15 protein-coding genes are annotated in these 13,771 nt (G+C 71.0%); 7 read left to right on the top strand and 8 right to left on the bottom strand.

Annotated features, from left to right (window positions below; all coding sequences use genetic code 11):
• Positions 1–96 precede the first annotated feature (96 nt).
• From ACGFY5_RS10580 to ACGFY5_RS10570, 3 genes are all read right to left on the bottom strand, one after another.
• Entirely contained in the window at positions 97–594 is a 498-nt protein-coding gene (locus ACGFY5_RS10580) for a GNAT family N-acetyltransferase (protein WP_392719334.1), read from the bottom strand.
• A gap of 70 nt (positions 595–664) precedes the next feature.
• The gene (locus tag ACGFY5_RS10575) at positions 665–1,051 is read right to left on the bottom strand and encodes a VOC family protein (protein WP_392719333.1); all 387 of its coding nucleotides are present in this window, start codon (positions 1,049–1,051) and stop codon (positions 665–667) included.
• Between the two features lie 33 nt (positions 1,052–1,084).
• The gene (locus tag ACGFY5_RS10570) at positions 1,085–1,357 is read right to left on the bottom strand and encodes an ArsR/SmtB family transcription factor (RefSeq protein WP_392719332.1); all 273 of its coding nucleotides are present in this window, start codon (positions 1,355–1,357) and stop codon (positions 1,085–1,087) included.
• 54 nt (positions 1,358–1,411) lie between these two features.
• Here ACGFY5_RS10570 and ACGFY5_RS10565 point away from each other — a divergent pair, with 54 nt between their 5' ends.
• Positions 1,412–2,230 (top strand): mycofactocin-coupled SDR family oxidoreductase, encoded by an 819-nt coding sequence (locus tag ACGFY5_RS10565; RefSeq protein ID WP_392719331.1) that lies wholly within the window; start codon positions 1,412–1,414, stop codon positions 2,228–2,230.
• Between the two features lie 19 nt (positions 2,231–2,249).
• Here ACGFY5_RS10565 and lhgO read toward each other — a convergent pair whose 3' ends face one another.
• Positions 2,250–3,413, bottom strand: coding sequence for an L-2-hydroxyglutarate oxidase (gene lhgO, locus ACGFY5_RS10560; protein ID WP_392719330.1), 1,164 nt, complete (start codon positions 3,411–3,413; stop codon positions 2,250–2,252).
• 67 nt (positions 3,414–3,480) lie between these two features.
• On the opposite strand from lhgO, the gene ACGFY5_RS10555 reads away from it, so the two are divergent.
• Together ACGFY5_RS10555 and ACGFY5_RS10550 are read left to right on the top strand one after the other, a co-directional pair.
• Entirely contained in the window at positions 3,481–4,926 is a 1,446-nt protein-coding gene (locus tag ACGFY5_RS10555; protein WP_392719329.1) for a cytochrome ubiquinol oxidase subunit I, read from the top strand.
• Positions 4,923–5,948, top strand: coding sequence for a cytochrome d ubiquinol oxidase subunit II (locus ACGFY5_RS10550; protein WP_392719328.1), 1,026 nt, complete (start codon positions 4,923–4,925; stop codon positions 5,946–5,948). Before ACGFY5_RS10555 ends, ACGFY5_RS10550 begins: the two co-directional genes overlap by 4 nt.
• 35 nt (positions 5,949–5,983) lie before the next feature.
• On the opposite strand, the gene ACGFY5_RS10545 is transcribed toward ACGFY5_RS10550, so the two are convergent.
• Positions 5,984–6,697, bottom strand: a complete 714-nt coding sequence (locus ACGFY5_RS10545; RefSeq protein ID WP_392719327.1) for a BTAD domain-containing putative transcriptional regulator — start codon at positions 6,695–6,697, stop codon at positions 5,984–5,986.
• A 310-nt stretch (positions 6,698–7,007) separates the two neighbouring features.
• On the opposite strand from ACGFY5_RS10545, the gene ACGFY5_RS10540 reads away from it, so the two are divergent.
• The 3 genes from ACGFY5_RS10540 (at position 7,008) to ACGFY5_RS10530 (ending at position 9,503) form a co-directional block, all read left to right on the top strand.
• Positions 7,008–7,916 (top strand): manganese catalase family protein, encoded by a 909-nt coding sequence (locus ACGFY5_RS10540; RefSeq protein WP_392719326.1) that lies wholly within the window; start codon positions 7,008–7,010, stop codon positions 7,914–7,916.
• Positions 7,917–7,977: 61 nt separating this feature from the next.
• Complete coding sequence (locus ACGFY5_RS10535; RefSeq protein ID WP_392719325.1) at positions 7,978–8,271, top strand: hypothetical protein; 294 nt, start codon at positions 7,978–7,980, stop codon at positions 8,269–8,271.
• Positions 8,268–9,503: an Nramp family divalent metal transporter gene (locus ACGFY5_RS10530; protein WP_392719324.1), complete on the top strand. Its 1,236-nt coding sequence runs from the start codon at positions 8,268–8,270 to the stop codon at positions 9,501–9,503. The genes ACGFY5_RS10535 and ACGFY5_RS10530 overlap by 4 nt, the downstream gene beginning before the upstream one ends.
• Before the next feature lie 164 nt (positions 9,504–9,667).
• Here the strand turns inward: ACGFY5_RS10530 and ACGFY5_RS10525 are convergent, their stop codons facing one another.
• The 3 genes from ACGFY5_RS10525 to ACGFY5_RS10515 are packed head-to-tail and all read right to left on the bottom strand — an operon-like array spanning position 9,668 to position 12,925.
• On the bottom strand, positions 9,668–10,837 hold the full coding sequence (locus ACGFY5_RS10525) for a zinc-dependent alcohol dehydrogenase (protein WP_392719323.1): 1,170 nt from the start codon (positions 10,835–10,837) through the stop codon (positions 9,668–9,670).
• Positions 10,834–11,298, bottom strand: coding sequence for a hypothetical protein (locus ACGFY5_RS10520; protein WP_392719322.1), 465 nt, complete (start codon positions 11,296–11,298; stop codon positions 10,834–10,836). The genes ACGFY5_RS10525 and ACGFY5_RS10520 overlap by 4 nt, the downstream gene beginning before the upstream one ends.
• A 52-nt stretch (positions 11,299–11,350) precedes the next feature.
• Positions 11,351–12,925, bottom strand: coding sequence for an SLC13 family permease (locus tag ACGFY5_RS10515; protein ID WP_392719321.1), 1,575 nt, complete (start codon positions 12,923–12,925; stop codon positions 11,351–11,353).
• Between the two features lie 64 nt (positions 12,926–12,989).
• Between ACGFY5_RS10515 and ACGFY5_RS10510 the strand changes: the two genes are divergently transcribed.
• Entirely contained in the window at positions 12,990–13,769 is a 780-nt protein-coding gene (locus tag ACGFY5_RS10510; RefSeq protein ID WP_392719320.1) for a sulfite exporter TauE/SafE family protein, read from the top strand.
• The last annotated feature ends 2 nt before the right edge of the window (positions 13,770–13,771 follow it).

The following is a 13,771-nucleotide window of genomic DNA, read 5'->3' as shown; positions in this document are numbered from 1 at the left end:
CGGAGGCGGCCCGGCGAAGCGGTCCCGTTTCGGCGGGGTGGAACGCGGCTTAACGGGACCGCTCGGAGGCGGCGAGGGAGGTGGCGTCGGGCCAGGTCATGCGGAGTTTGTTCGGGTGCCGTCGAGGCGGGTGGGGTCGCCGCCCGGGGCGTCGACCCCGGCCAGTTCGGAGCGGGTGGCGCCGCAGCGGACGTAGAACCGCTGGGCGTCGTTGTTCTGCTCGAGCACCCACAGGTACATGGCGGGCGACGCGGCGCGCTCCGCGACGGCCGTGGCCGCCTCCCCGAGCAGGCGCGTGCCGATCCCCGTGCGGCGCACGTCGTGCATCACGTGCAGGTTGTCGACGAGGCTGCCCCAGCGCGGATCGTCGTCGAGCACGACGTGCACGAACCCGAGCAGGTCCGTGCCCCGCTCGGCCACGACGGTCTCGGTCGGCACCGCCAGCCGCGAAGCCCACACCGCGTGGCGATCCGCGACCACGTCCCCGTCGAGGAACGCATCGGAGTACGCGCCCCGATAGAAGCGCCGCCAACTGTCCGCATGCAGCGCCGCGATCCGCTCGGCGTCGTCAGAAGTAGCACGGCGAATCAGCACAGGCGGGCTCCCAGGGACGCGGCCTGCCGCCGGGGCTCGACGCTGACACTCGTGACCTGTGTGGAGGCTACTACTTGCGCTGGACGAGCTGGATGAGGTTGCCGCAGGTGTCGTCGAGCACGGCCATGACGATCGGGCCCAGGTCCGTCGGCTCCTGGGTGAACGTCACGCCCAGCGCGGTCAGGCGCGCGGCCTCCGCGGCGAGGTCGTCCACCGCGAACGACGCGGCGGGAATGCCGTCGGCGACCAGGCCCTCCTGGTAGGGCCGCACCACCGGGTGGCCGGACGGCTCGAGCAGCAGCTCGGGCCCTTCCGGCTGGTCGGGGGACACGACGGTGAGCCACCGGTCCTCGCCCAGCGGGACATCTTCCTTCTTCCGGAAGCCGAGCACGTCGGTATAGAACGCGAGCGCCTTGGCCTGGTCGTCCACGAAGACGTTCGTGAGGTAGATCTGCATCGCTTACTCCTGGTCAGTCTGCATCGCTTGTGCCTAGTCAGGAAGGGGCCACCGCTCGACGATGGCGCGCAGCGGTGACGTGTCGAGCCGGTGGTACTTGTAGCGGCCTTCGCGTCGGGACGTGACGAGCCCGGCCTCTTCGAGGACGTCGAGGTGTTGCGAGACCGCCTGCCGTGAGGAGCTCAGGCCGTGTTTCATCGTCAGCCGGCTGCAGAGCTCGAACAGCGTCTGATCGTCGCGTTCCCGCAGTTCGTCGAGGATGGTGCGGCGCGTGGGATCGGCCAGAGCCTTGAACACGTCCGCCATGCCGGAACGATAGGCAAGCCCAGACTTGCCTGTCAATCGGTAACGTGGCGCGGCATGGGAAAACTCGACGGCAAGGTCGCGTTCATCACCGGCGCCGCGCGGGGGCAGGGCCGCAGTCATGCGGTGCGGCTCGCGGAGGAGGGGGCCGACATCATCGCCGTGGATCTGTGCGGACAGATCCGTACGGTGGGGTATCCGATGTCCCAGCCCGACGACCTGGCCGAGACGGTGAAGCAGGTCGAGGCGCTCGACCGGCGGATCGTCGCCCGCCAGGCCGACGTCCGGGACCTCACCGCGCTGAAGACCGCGGTCAGCGAGGGTGAGGCGGCGCTCGGCACTGTCGACATCGTGATCGCCAACGCCGGAATCGCGGTGATGGGCTTCGCCGAAGCCGATCTCGAGGCCGCGTTCCGGGACGTCATCGACGTGAACCTGATCGGTGTGTGGAACACCGTGATGGCGGCGGTGCCGAGCCTGCTGTCGAAGCAGGCCGGTTCGGTGGTGCTGACCAGTTCGACGATGGGGTTGACGGGGACCGGTTCGACCGGTGACCCGGGTGGCGTCGCCTATGCGGCGGCCAAGCACGGCGTCGTCGGGCTGATGCGGACATTCACGAACTGGCTGAGCCCGCAGGGCATCCGGGTGAACTCGATCCACCCGACCGGGGTGAACACGCCGATGATCGTGAACGACGCGGTCGCCGCGTTCCTCGCCGAGAACCACGACGGGAGCGACACGATGACGAACCTGATGCCGGTCGACATGATCGAGCCGATCGACGTCAGCAACGCGGTGGCGTGGCTGGTCAGCGACGACGCCCGCTACGTCACCGGCGTCACCCTCCCGGTAGACGCGGGCTTCACCGCGAAGTGAGACCGCGCGGGCCGCGGCGTCAGGACATGCGCTCGACGACGTACTCCGCGATCGCCAGCGACGAGGTCGCGGCGGGGGACGGGGCGTTGCGGATCGCCGTCACCGGGCCGAGGGTGCTGATGCGGAAGTCGTCGACCAGTGAACCGTCGCGGTCGACGGCTTGCGCCCGCACGCCGGCGGGCGCCGGCACCAGGTCGGCGGCGCGAAGCGCGGGAACGTAGTCCTGCGCGGCCGCCGCGAACGCCCGCTTCGACACCGACCCCCGGATCTCGTGCAACCCGGCCCGCCAGTGGCGAGCAGCGAGCCGCCGGAACCCCGGCCACGCCAGCGTGCGCCCGAGGTCACGCACGTTCACGTCGCGGCGCCGATACCCCTCCCGCGCGGTCGCGAGCACCGCGTTCGGCCCCACGTCGACGGTGCCGTCCACCCGCGGCGTCAGGTGCACCCCGAGGAACGGGTAGGCCGGATCGGGCACGGGATACACCAGCCCCCGAACCAGCGAAGGGCGCGTCAGGCGGTAGTACTCACCGCGGAACGGCACGATCGCCGGCCCCGCGTCGTCACCGGCGAGCCGTGCCACGACGTCGGACTGCAGCCCGGCACAGATCACGAGCCGGTCGAACACCTCGCCCCGCACCCCGATCCGGTCACCGACGGACGAGATCGCGGTGACCGGCGAGGAGAACCGCACCTCACCCCCGGCAACCTGCACGTCGGACGCCATCGCCCGTGCCACGGCCACGTAGTCGACGATCGCGGTCGTGGGGGAGTGCAGGGCCGCGGCCCCGACGACGTGCGGCTCGATCTCGCGCAATTCAGCGGGCGCGAGCCACCGCACCCCGGGTACCCCGTTGGCGGAGGAGCGCTGCTCGATCTCCTTGAGCCGCACGACCTCGACCTCGTCCCGCGCGACCACGACCTTGCCGATCTCCTCGTACGGCAGCGAGTGCGCGGCGCAGAACTCCTTCAGCAGCGACACCCCGCGCCGGCACAGCGTCGCCTTCAACGACCCCGGCACGTAATAGATCCCCGCGTGCACCACGCCGGAGTTGTGTCCCGTCTGATGGCGCGACACATCCGCTTCCTTCTCGAAGACGACGACGTCCGCGCCGCGCTGGGCGAGCCGCCGGGCGATCGCCAGCCCGACGATGCCGGCCCCGACAACTCCGATTCGCGTGGGCATGAACCGATGGACCTTCCGTCGAGCGTGTCAGGTCTCCATTCTCGGATACCCGCCTACCGTGACCTCCATGGAGTGGGTGCTCGCCGCGGATCCGGAGCAACTCTGGCCCGCCCGCGAGCAGATGGCGTTCACGCTCGGCTTCCACATCATCCTGGTGCCGTTCGGAGTCGCGTTCACGTTCCTGATGCTGATCGCGAACTACCGCGGGTTGAAGCGCAACGACGAGACCGCGCTGCTGCTCGCGCGCCGGTGGTCGCAGGTCGCAGCGGTGCTGTTCGCGGTCGGCGCGGTCTCCGGAACGGTGCTGAGCTTCGAACTCGGTCTGCTCTGGCCCGGCCTGATGGGCACGTACGGCGCCGCGTTCGGCATTCCTTTCGCGATCGAGGGCCTGTTCTTCTTCATCGAGGCGATCTTCGTCGCGATCTACATCTACGGCTGGAACCGGATGAAGCCGTGGCCGCATTTCTGGTCCGGCGTCCCGGTCGTGCTCTCCGGGGTCGGCGGGACGTCGTCGGTGGTCGCCGCGAACGCCTGGATGAACCAGCCCGCCGGCTTCACCCTGCGCGACGGGCAGATCGTCGACGTCCAGCCGGTGCAGGTGCTGTTCAACGACGCGTTCTGGTACGAGGCGCTGCACATGCTGCTGGCCGCGTACATGGTCGCGGGTTTCACGGTGGCCGGGGTGTACGCGGTCGGTATGCTCCGCGGCCGTCGGGACCGCTACCACCGCCTGGGGCTGCTGATCCCGCTGACCGTCGCGGCGCTCGTGACACCCGTGCAGATCTTCGTCGGCGACATGGCCGCCCGCGAGGTGTTCCGGAACGAACCGGCCAAGTTCGCCGCCATCGAAGCGCTGTACCGGACCGACACCCACGTGCCCGAGGTGCTCGGCGGCTGGTATTCGGACAACGAGGTGCACTACGGCGTCGGCATCCCGTGGGGCGCGTCGATTCTCTCCGGGTACGTGCCGTCGACCGAGATCGCCGGTCTCGAGGAGGTTCCGCCGGAGTTCCGGCCCACCGACCGGGCGGTGACCGTCGTCCACCTGTCGTTCGACGTCATGGTGGGCATCGGCATGGCGTTGCTCGCGCTGTCGGGGTGGTTCGGGTGGGCGTGGTGGCGTCGGCGTGACCTGCCGCGCAGCCAATGGTTCTACCGATGTACGGCGGTCAGCGGAGTCGCCGCGATCGTCGCGCTGGAGGCCGGGTGGGTGGTCACCGAGGTCGGCCGGCAGCCGTGGACGGTCGTCGGGCACCTGCTCACCCGCGACGCGGTGACGACCGAGGGCAACATCTGGCTGCTGTTCGGCGCCACGGTGGTTCTCTATGCGGCGGTCGCGATCGCCACGTTCTCCGTGCTGGGCCTGCTCCGCAAACGCTGGCGCGCAGCCGACGAAGCTGAAGCCGACGGCGCCGGGGTCGGCGGGAACGGGCCTGACGGCACCGGGCCCGACGGAAGCAGGGCCGACGATGTCGAGCCTGCGGTGCCGTACGGGCCGGGGACCTCGTCGTGAGCACGTTCACCGCGGTCGTGCTGTTCGTCGGCGTCATCGCGTACGCGGTCTTCGGCGGCGCCGACTACGGCGCCGGGTTCTGGGACCTCACCGCCGGCGGTGCCCGTCGCGGCCGCGAACCCCGGCACCTGATCGACACCACGCTCGCCCCGGTCTGGGAAGCCAACCACGTCTGGCTGATCTTCTGCCTGGTCATGCTCTGGACCGGCTTCCCCACCGCCTTCGCGGCCATGACGACGACGCTCTACGTGCCGCTGGGCCTCGCGGCGCTGGGCATCGTGGTGCGCGGATCGGGGTTCGCGTTCCGGAAGGTCGTCGTGCACACCGAGCAGCAGCGCGTCACCGGCGCGGCGTTCGCGACCTCGTCGGTGATCACGCCGTTCTTCCTCGGCACTGTCGCGGGCGGGATCGCGTCCGGGCGGGTGCCCGCCGACGGTCACGGCGACGCGATCACCAGCTGGATCAACCCCACGTCGCTGCTCGGGGGAGGGCTCGCGGTGCTGGTCTGCGCGTTCGTCGCCGCGGTGTTCCTCACCGCCGAGGCGCGCAACCGCCCGGTGCCGTCGGCCGAGCTCGAGCGCCGGCAGATCGCGGACCTCGGCCGGTGGTTCGGGCGGCGGGCGCGAGCCTCCGCCGTGGTCACCGGAGTCGTCGCGCTGGCCGGCATCGCGATCCTGCACGCCGATTCACCGCGACTGTTCGACGGTCTCCTCTCCCGTGGGTTGCCGTTCGTGCTGGTCAGCGGTGTGTGCGGCGTGGCGGCCCTCGTACTGCTCGGGAGGGCGGCGCCCCGGCTGCTGCAGGGCCTCGCGATCACCGCAGCGGGCACGATCGTCGCCGGGTGGGGTGTGGCGCAGTACCCGTACGTGCTCGGTACGCACGTGACCATCGGCGAGGCCGCCGCCCCGGCCCCGACGCTCTGGGCGCTGACGATCGTCGCCGCGGTCGCGTTCGTGATCGTGGTGCCGTCGCTCGTGTTGCTGTTCAGCCTGCAGCAGCGCGACCAGCTGCGGTCACACTGAGCCTGCGGCTCAGACGGTCACACGGCGCCTGCGGCTCAGGCGGACGTCCGGGCGTCGACCGGTCGGCCCAGCAGGTGGGCGACGACCTCGCGGGTCGCCGGGGCCGGGGGAAGGCCCAGTTCGTCGCGGAGCAGGCGCCGGACGGTGTGATAGTGCCGGAGCGCCTCACCGGGGTTGCCCTCGGCCAGGTGCACCTGCATTACGCGGCGGTGAGCACTCTCCCGGAGCGGCTCGGTGGCACACGCGGCCAGCGCCGCTTGCAACGCCACGTGCCATTGCCCCCGCTGGAGCGCCCGGTCGGCCGATTCCTCCAGGCGGTGGAGCCGCAGCTGGCGGAACCGTTCGCGCTCCGCGTCCACCCACGGTTCGTCCCAGTCCGGCAGGATCTCGCCGACGAGCTGGGTGATGTCGATCCGTTCGGCCGTCGCGTCGTCCTCGACCAGGTGCAGGTCGACCTCGAGCACCGACGTCAGCCGCACCTGACCGCCCTCGGAGTCCACGAGGCGGTCGCCGGTCGGGGCGGGCAGCCGCCACAGCGTCGACCGCAGTCTCGTCGCGGCGGTCTTGTCGTTCAGATCCGGCCAGAGCGTCGCCGCCAGCGTGCGGCGATGGGCCGGACGCCGGTTCAGGGCCAGGAACGCGAGCAGTCGCTGAGCCGAGCCGCACACCCGGACCGGCTGCTCGTCGTGGCGGAGGTCGAACGCGTTGAGCAGCCGGAGGGCGGTGCCGCTCGGGCGCGAGGACGTCATCTGTCGTTGGCCTTTCATCGGATGCCGCGGGGCCGCCACGTGTCCGGAGCGCCTCACGACATGCGCGGGGTGACCCGTCTCCGGCGACCTACACCTGATCCCTTCCAGGGAATTCTCGGGCCCGGGACGCCACGGCGACGGCAGGGGAGACGCGCCGGAGACGCGCAGCGCACGCACCGCGGACAAATTTCGGACGGAACGTGACGCGGTACGGGCACGGCGGCGTGGACGAGGCCGGGACGAGTGTCCAGAAGGGTCCTCCTTGCGGCCGGGAACACCGACCGTCGCCCCTAGCGCAAGGAGTACGCCCGTGTACCGCCACGTGAAGAACCTGCAGTTCGCGGCCAAGCCCGAGAAGCCGGACGCCGTGTACGCGATGAAGCTCCAGGAGCTGATCGGCGGCCAGTTCGGCGAGCTGACGGTCACCATGCAGTACCTGTTCCAGGGCTGGAACTGCCGGATGCCCGGCAAGTACAAGGACATGCTCCTCGACATCGGCACCGAGGAGATCGGCCACGTCGAGATGATCACGACGATGATCGCCCGGCTGCTCGAGGGCGCCCCCAGCGAGGCGACCGAGAAGGCCGCGGCGGCCAACCCGGTCCTCGGCGCGGTGCTCGGCGGCATGAACCCGCAGCAGGCGATCGTGGCCGGCGGCGGCGCGGTGCCGTTCAACAGCCAGGGTGTGCCGTGGAACACCGGCTACATCGTCGCGAGCGGCAACCTGCTTGCCGACTTCCGCTCCAACGCCCACGCCGAGGCGCAGGGCCGGCTGCAGACCAGCCGCCTCTACAACATGACCGACGACCCCGGCGTCCGGGCGATGCTCAAATTCAACCTGGCCCGCGACACCTGGCACCAGCAGCAGTGGCTGCTCGGCATCGAGCAGCTCCAGGAGGACGGGTTCGCCGACATCATCGAGGACTCGAACTTCGAGGAGGAGGACAAGGTCCAGGACCACACCTACTGGGTGTTCTCCGAGGGAAGCACCGGTCCCGAGGGGCGCTGGGCGCGTGGCATGACGCTCGTCGACGAGCAGGAGATCCTGGTCCAGGACCCGGCCGTGCCGAGCGACGACATCGGTCTGCTCCCGCCGCCGGACCCGAAGCTGTACGCGACCTACGACGGCAGCATGGGCAAGGGCAAGCCGGGCACCGCCGCCGGAGGCACGGCGCAGGGCATCAAGAACGTCGTCAAGAAGGTCACCGGCACCGAATGATCCCGCGGGTGCCCGGCGCTGTCCGGCGCCGGGCGCCGCGGCCTTCCCCCAGGAGGCTTCGTTGATTTACCACGCCCTCGACCGCCACGCGCTCGAGCCGCCGATGCCCCACCCGTTCACCGTGGTCGCCCGCCACCGGCCGGGCCTGATCCTGCTGGTGGCCCTGCTCGCCCCGCTGGCCGCCTGGACGCGACACCCCGCCCTGCTCGTGTCCGCGATCGCACTCCTGGCCCTACTCGGCCTCCGCCTGCGCCTGGCGGCAGCAATGCCCCCCGCCGCCGCAGCCGTCCCCGCCGCAGCTACCGCGCCTGCCGCAGCGCCCGGCGCGGCTGAGGCGCGCGAGGCTTTGCGGTGACCGCGGTGCCGGTGGCAGTGCCGGCGGCACCCACCATGCGGGCGCCCCGGCGCCTGCTCCCCGCGACCGCCGGGACGCTAGCCCCGGCGCTGCTCGTCTCCGCCGGTTACGTCGACCCCGGTAACTGGGGCACCGACGTCGCCGCCGGTGCCCAGTTCGGCTACCAGCTGGTCTGGGTGCTCGCGCTCGCCACCGGCCTGGCACTGTTCCTGCAGTACCTGTCGGCCCGCCTGGGGCTGGCGTCCGGTCAGGACCTGGCGTCCCTGCTGCGGACCCGCCTGCCACGCCCGGCCCGCGCCGTGCTCATTCCTCCGATCCTCGGGATCCTCGTCATCACCGAGATCGTCGAGGTGCTCGGCGTCGTCATCGGTGTCCAGCTGCTCACCGGCTGGTCGACGGGCGCGTCGGTGGCCGCCGCCACCGCGCTGATCGTCGCGATTCTCGTCGCGCCCCCCGGCGTCGCCCGCCGGACCGTCTACGCATGCCTGGGGCTCGTCGGCGCCGTCTACCTGTCCGTGCTGTTCCTGCACGGTGTCGGCGGGGTCGTCGGCGGCCTGCGCCCCGAGCCGCTACCGCCGGGCGGCATCGTCGTCGCAGCCGGGCTGATCGGTGCGGTCGTCATGCCGCACAACATCCTCCTGCACAGCGCGCTCGCGCGGGACCTGCGGCAGGCCGCCGACCGCAAGGACGGCGGCCGCGCCACCGCGGCCCGCCTGTCACGCCTGCGCCGCCGCTCGCTGATCACGACCGGTGCGGCGCTCGGCGTCGCGTTCGCCGTCAACTGCGCGATCATGTCGATCACGGCCAGCGGCGCCGGCAGCGGCACCGACCTGGCCGACGCGCTGAGCTCGGTCGGCGCGGTCACCACGATCCTGTTCGCGGTAACGCTGATCGGGGCCGGGCTGGCGTCCTCGACCGCCAACGGAATGGTCAGCGCGGACGTCATCAGCCGGCTGGTGCCCGGCTTCCCGGCGCCGCCCGCGGTCCGCCGCATCGCGTGCCTGATCCCCGCCGCGCTCATCGCCGGCAGTGGGCTTCCGCAGGTGACGGTGCTGGTGTGGAGCCAGGTGCTGCTCACCGTTGCCCTGCCCCTGGTCCTGGTGCCACTGGTCTGGTTCTGCAGCGAACGCCGGACGGTAGGCAGCTGGGCGTTGTCGCCGGCCACCCGCGTGATCGCGGGGATAGTAGTAGCCGGAATGTTCGCGGCCGGCGCCGCGTCGCTCTTCGCGTAAGCACCCGCTGGCGCGGCGCCGCTCCTGCCAGCGCCGCGCCGCCTCGCGCCGCCTCGCGCCGCGCGGCACAGCCCCGCGTTGCGCGGCCTCGCGGCGTCGGGATTCGTTCGATCCGGCGAACGAGGACGGCCGCCCGGGATCCGGGCGGCCGTCCTCGTCGCGGGTCAGGGCTCGAAGACGACGCGGACGCAGTCGTCCTTCTTGTCCTTGAAGATCTCGTACCCCTTCGGCCCGTTCTTCAACGGCATCGTGTGGGTCGCCAAGTGCTCGGTGACCAGCTCACCCTTCTGCATCCGCTCGAGCAGCATCGGGATGTACCGCTGGCCGTGCATCTGCGCACCCCGCACAGTGAGGCCCTTGTTCATCATCGCGCCGAGCGGAAACTTGTCCACGACCGCCGCGAACACACCGAGCACGAACACCGACCCGCCCTTGCGGCAGTGGTAGATCGCCTCCCGCACCGCGGTCGGCCGGTCGGTCTGCAGCCGCAACTGCTGCTTGACCTGGTCGTACGCGAAGTCCGGCCCGGTCGAGTGCGCCTCCATGCCGACGGCCTCGATGCACACGTCCGGCCCGCGGCCGCCGGTGCGCTCGCGCAGTTCGCTCCCGACGTCGACCTTTTCGTAGTTGAGCGTTTCGGCCCCGATGTGCTGACGTACCTGGTCGAGGCGGTACTCGTACCGGTCGATGACGACGACACGTTCGGCGCCGAGCAGGATCGCGGCCCGGGCGGCCATCTGCCCGACGGCTCCGGCGCCCCACACCGCGACGACGTCCCCGGACGTGACCTGGCTCAGGTCCGCACCCATCCAGCCCGTTGCGGCGGAGTCGGAGGCGAACAGCGCGCGCAGGTCGCTGACGTCGTCCGGAATCGTGAACGCGCCGACGTCGGCGTAGGGAACGCGGATGAACTCGGCGTGGCTGCCGGCGTTGCCGCCCATCGCGTGCGAATAACCGAAGCAGCCACCCGGCGAGTAACCCCACAGTTCCTCGGTGATCGCCGGGTTCGTGTTGCCGTTGTCGCAGAGCGAGAACAGCTCCTGCGAGCAGTACCAGCACTTGCCACAGGCGATGAACGACGAGACGACGACGCGGTCGCCGATCGTGTGGTTGCGTACCCCTGCGCCGACCTCGACGACTTCGCCCACGAACTCGTGCCCGAGGACGTCGCCCTTCTTCATGAACGGGATGTAGCCGCCCACCAGGTGCAGGTCCGAGCCGCAGGTGACGGTCTTGGTGACCCGTACGACGATGTCGCGGGAGTTGAGGATCTGCGGGTCGGGGACCGTCTCGACCGACAGCTTGTTCACGCCCTGCCAGGTCAGCGCCTTCACTGCTTGCCCTCTCCCTTGGCGTGCGCGATCGCGAGCTCGAGCGGCTTCCCGGTCAGCGTCTTCGTGTTCGTTCCCGGTCGGTCGGGCGAGAGGATCTCGCCGGTCTCCAGGAGCTGCTTGGCGTCCCGGAGTGCCTTGCGGACGGCCTGGCGCGGGTCGGTGCCGGCGAAGCGCTGCGCGGCGGCTTTCGCGCCGGTGGGCTCGCCCTCGTTGAGGCGGACACCGATCTCGGTGCCCCGACCGCCCGGCGCGGGACGCACCACGATCTCCGCGTCCAGCTCCCGCAGCGGCTGGGGGAACGGCCGCACCTGCTCCGGAGCGACGTTGACGGTGACGAACCGCCAGTGCGACTGCTCGGCTGCCGGGCTGTTGCGCGCGGCCCGGCGGGTGAGCACCCGCCGGGCGGCCCAGCCGGTGACGCCGACGGCGACCAGCGTCGTCGCGGCCTGTTGTGCTCGCATGAAGATCTTCACCTCTCGGTCGGGTGCCCCGGCATACCCCACCGAGCGGCGCCTACGCCGGTAACACGAGCGCCGCCCAGACCAGCAGCGGACCGACGATCACGACGATCACGCTGTACGTGAGGATCTGCCGGTAGAAGCGCGCCTCCGGGATCGCCTCCGGACGGTTCGCGAGGATCAGTGCGCCGTTCGTGGAGAACGGGCTGACGTCGACGATCGTCGAGGAGATCGCGAGCGCGGCGACGAACTGCGCGGCGTTGATCCCGCCGTCGACGACGAGCGGCACACCGATCGGGATGATCACCGGGAGCAGCGCTGTGGACGACGCGAACGCGGACACCACACCGCCGACGTAACACAGCACGAGCGCGCCGATCGCCACGGCGCCGAGTCCGGCGGCCCACTTGCCGACGAACTCCGGTGAGCCGGCCGCGTTGAGGATCGTCGCGTACGTGCTGACGCCGGCGACGAGCAGCACCGTCGGCCAGGCGATCTGCCGGATGGCGTCGCGGTGTTGGGTGGGGGAGAGCATCGCGAGCACAACCGCCGCCGTGATCGCGACGAACCCGATGTTCTTGTCGAACGCGAGCGCCACGATCGCGACCGCGGCGAACGCGACGAGCGTCAGCACGTGGTCGCGCCGGCTCCCGCCGGAGGTGGTCTCCGCGCTCGGCGTCTCCCCGGTTGCCCCCGCCTCCGCGTACCGATGCCGGGTCCGCCCCGCCGCAGCACTCCGAACCGCCGCCAACACATCCCGCCCGGCCCCTTCACCGGCGGGCCTCCCACCGGCGCGTCCCGTCGCATCCGCGCCACCCGCCGGGTCTGCATCAGCCGGTGTAGCGCCGCCACTCGGGGTGTCGTCCGCGCCCTCGTCCGGCGGGTCGTCCGCGGCCCGCCCGGCACTCGCCGTGTCCACGCCGCCCACCTGCACCGCGGTGCCCGTGCTGCCCGCTCGTGCGCGGCTCGCGCCGGTGTGGGCGGGGGTGTGGTCCGGCGCTTCGGCGCCGGCTGGGGCCACGCGGCGGCTGAGGAGGCCGCGGCCGAAGATCGCGAAGAGGATCGCGGCCATCACGAGGTTGATCGCGAGGCTCGCGAGGAACACGGTCATCTCCCCGCTCGGGAGATTCGCCTCCTCTATGACGGAGTTCGTGATCGTCCCGTAGATGCTGATCGGCGAGAAGCCCCCACCCTGGGCCCCGTGCACCACGAACATCCCCATCATCAACGGGTTGATCCCGTACCTCCCCGCGAACCCCAGCGCGATCGGCCCGATGATCGCGCAGGCCGCCGGACTGGCCGCGCCGATCGCGGTCAGCACCGCGGTCACCGCGAACATCACCCACGGAATGAGCGCGACCCGCCCGCCCACGGCCCGGACGGCCGAGTTCACGATCACGTCCACCGTGCCGTTGTTTCTGGCCACCGCGAACAGATACGTCACGCCGATCAGCGTGAGGATCAGGTCCCCGCTGACCCCGGCGAGAATCTCCTTCTCGTCCAACCCGAGCGAATACATCCCCACGAGCCACGCGGCCACGTACGCCAGCGCGCCCATGTTGATCGGTAACGCCGTTCCCGCGACGAACAACGCGATCAGCGCGAGAATCGCCACCCATTCCGGTCCCATGACACACCTCCCGGTCGGTGTGTCCAGTTTAGAGTGACATGAGTCACCTCTGTATACTGCTGCGGTGAACTCACCGGCCGAGTACGCGCTCGTGCTGGTCGCGGGGCTCGGCTCCGGGTTGCTGATCTCGACGGTCGGGTTCGCGTCGCTGCTGAGTTTCCCGGTGCTGTTGGCGGTCGGCCTTCCGCCGGTGGTCGCGAACGTCTCGAACACGCTCGGGTTGACGCCGGCCGGCCTCAGCGGCTCGTTCGGCTACCGCCGCGAACTGCGTGAACATCCCGTCGTGACGACGATCGTGCTGGTGACGTGCGCGGGCGGCGCGGTGCTCGGCGTCGTCTTGCTGCTGGCGCTGCCGCCGGGGGTGTTCGCGGCGATCGTGCCGTACCTGATCCTCGTGACGTGCCTGCTCGTCGGAGCCCAGCCGACGATCACCAGGCTCCTCCGCCGAGCCCGACCGCCCGCCGCCGAGACCGGGGAGGTGCCCGGGCGGACGCGGTTGTCGGTGGCGACGACCGTGGCGTGCACGATGGTGGGGGTGTACGGCGGGTACTTCGGGGGCGGGTCGGGGGTCATGATGATGGCCGTGCTCGGGTTCGGCGCCGACCTGGAGATCCGTGTCGTCAACGCGCTCAAGACACTCTCGGTCGCGGCCGGGAACGTCGTCGCCTCGGTGATGTTCGTGCTCATCGCCGACGTCGACTGGGCCGCGGCAGGCCTCCTCGCCCTCGGCTCCGCCGGCGGGGGCTATGCGGGCGCCCTGATCGGCCGCCGCCTCCCCGCGACCCTCCTCCGAAGCCTCATCGTCCTGGCCGGCATCACCGCCGCCATCACCATGCTGGTCTGAGT

It is taken from the genome of Cryptosporangium sp. NPDC048952, from assembly GCF_043197895.1.
Lineage (GTDB): Bacteria > Actinomycetota > Actinomycetes > Mycobacteriales > Cryptosporangiaceae > Cryptosporangium.
This window is presented reverse-complemented; position numbering and strand designations above follow the sequence as displayed.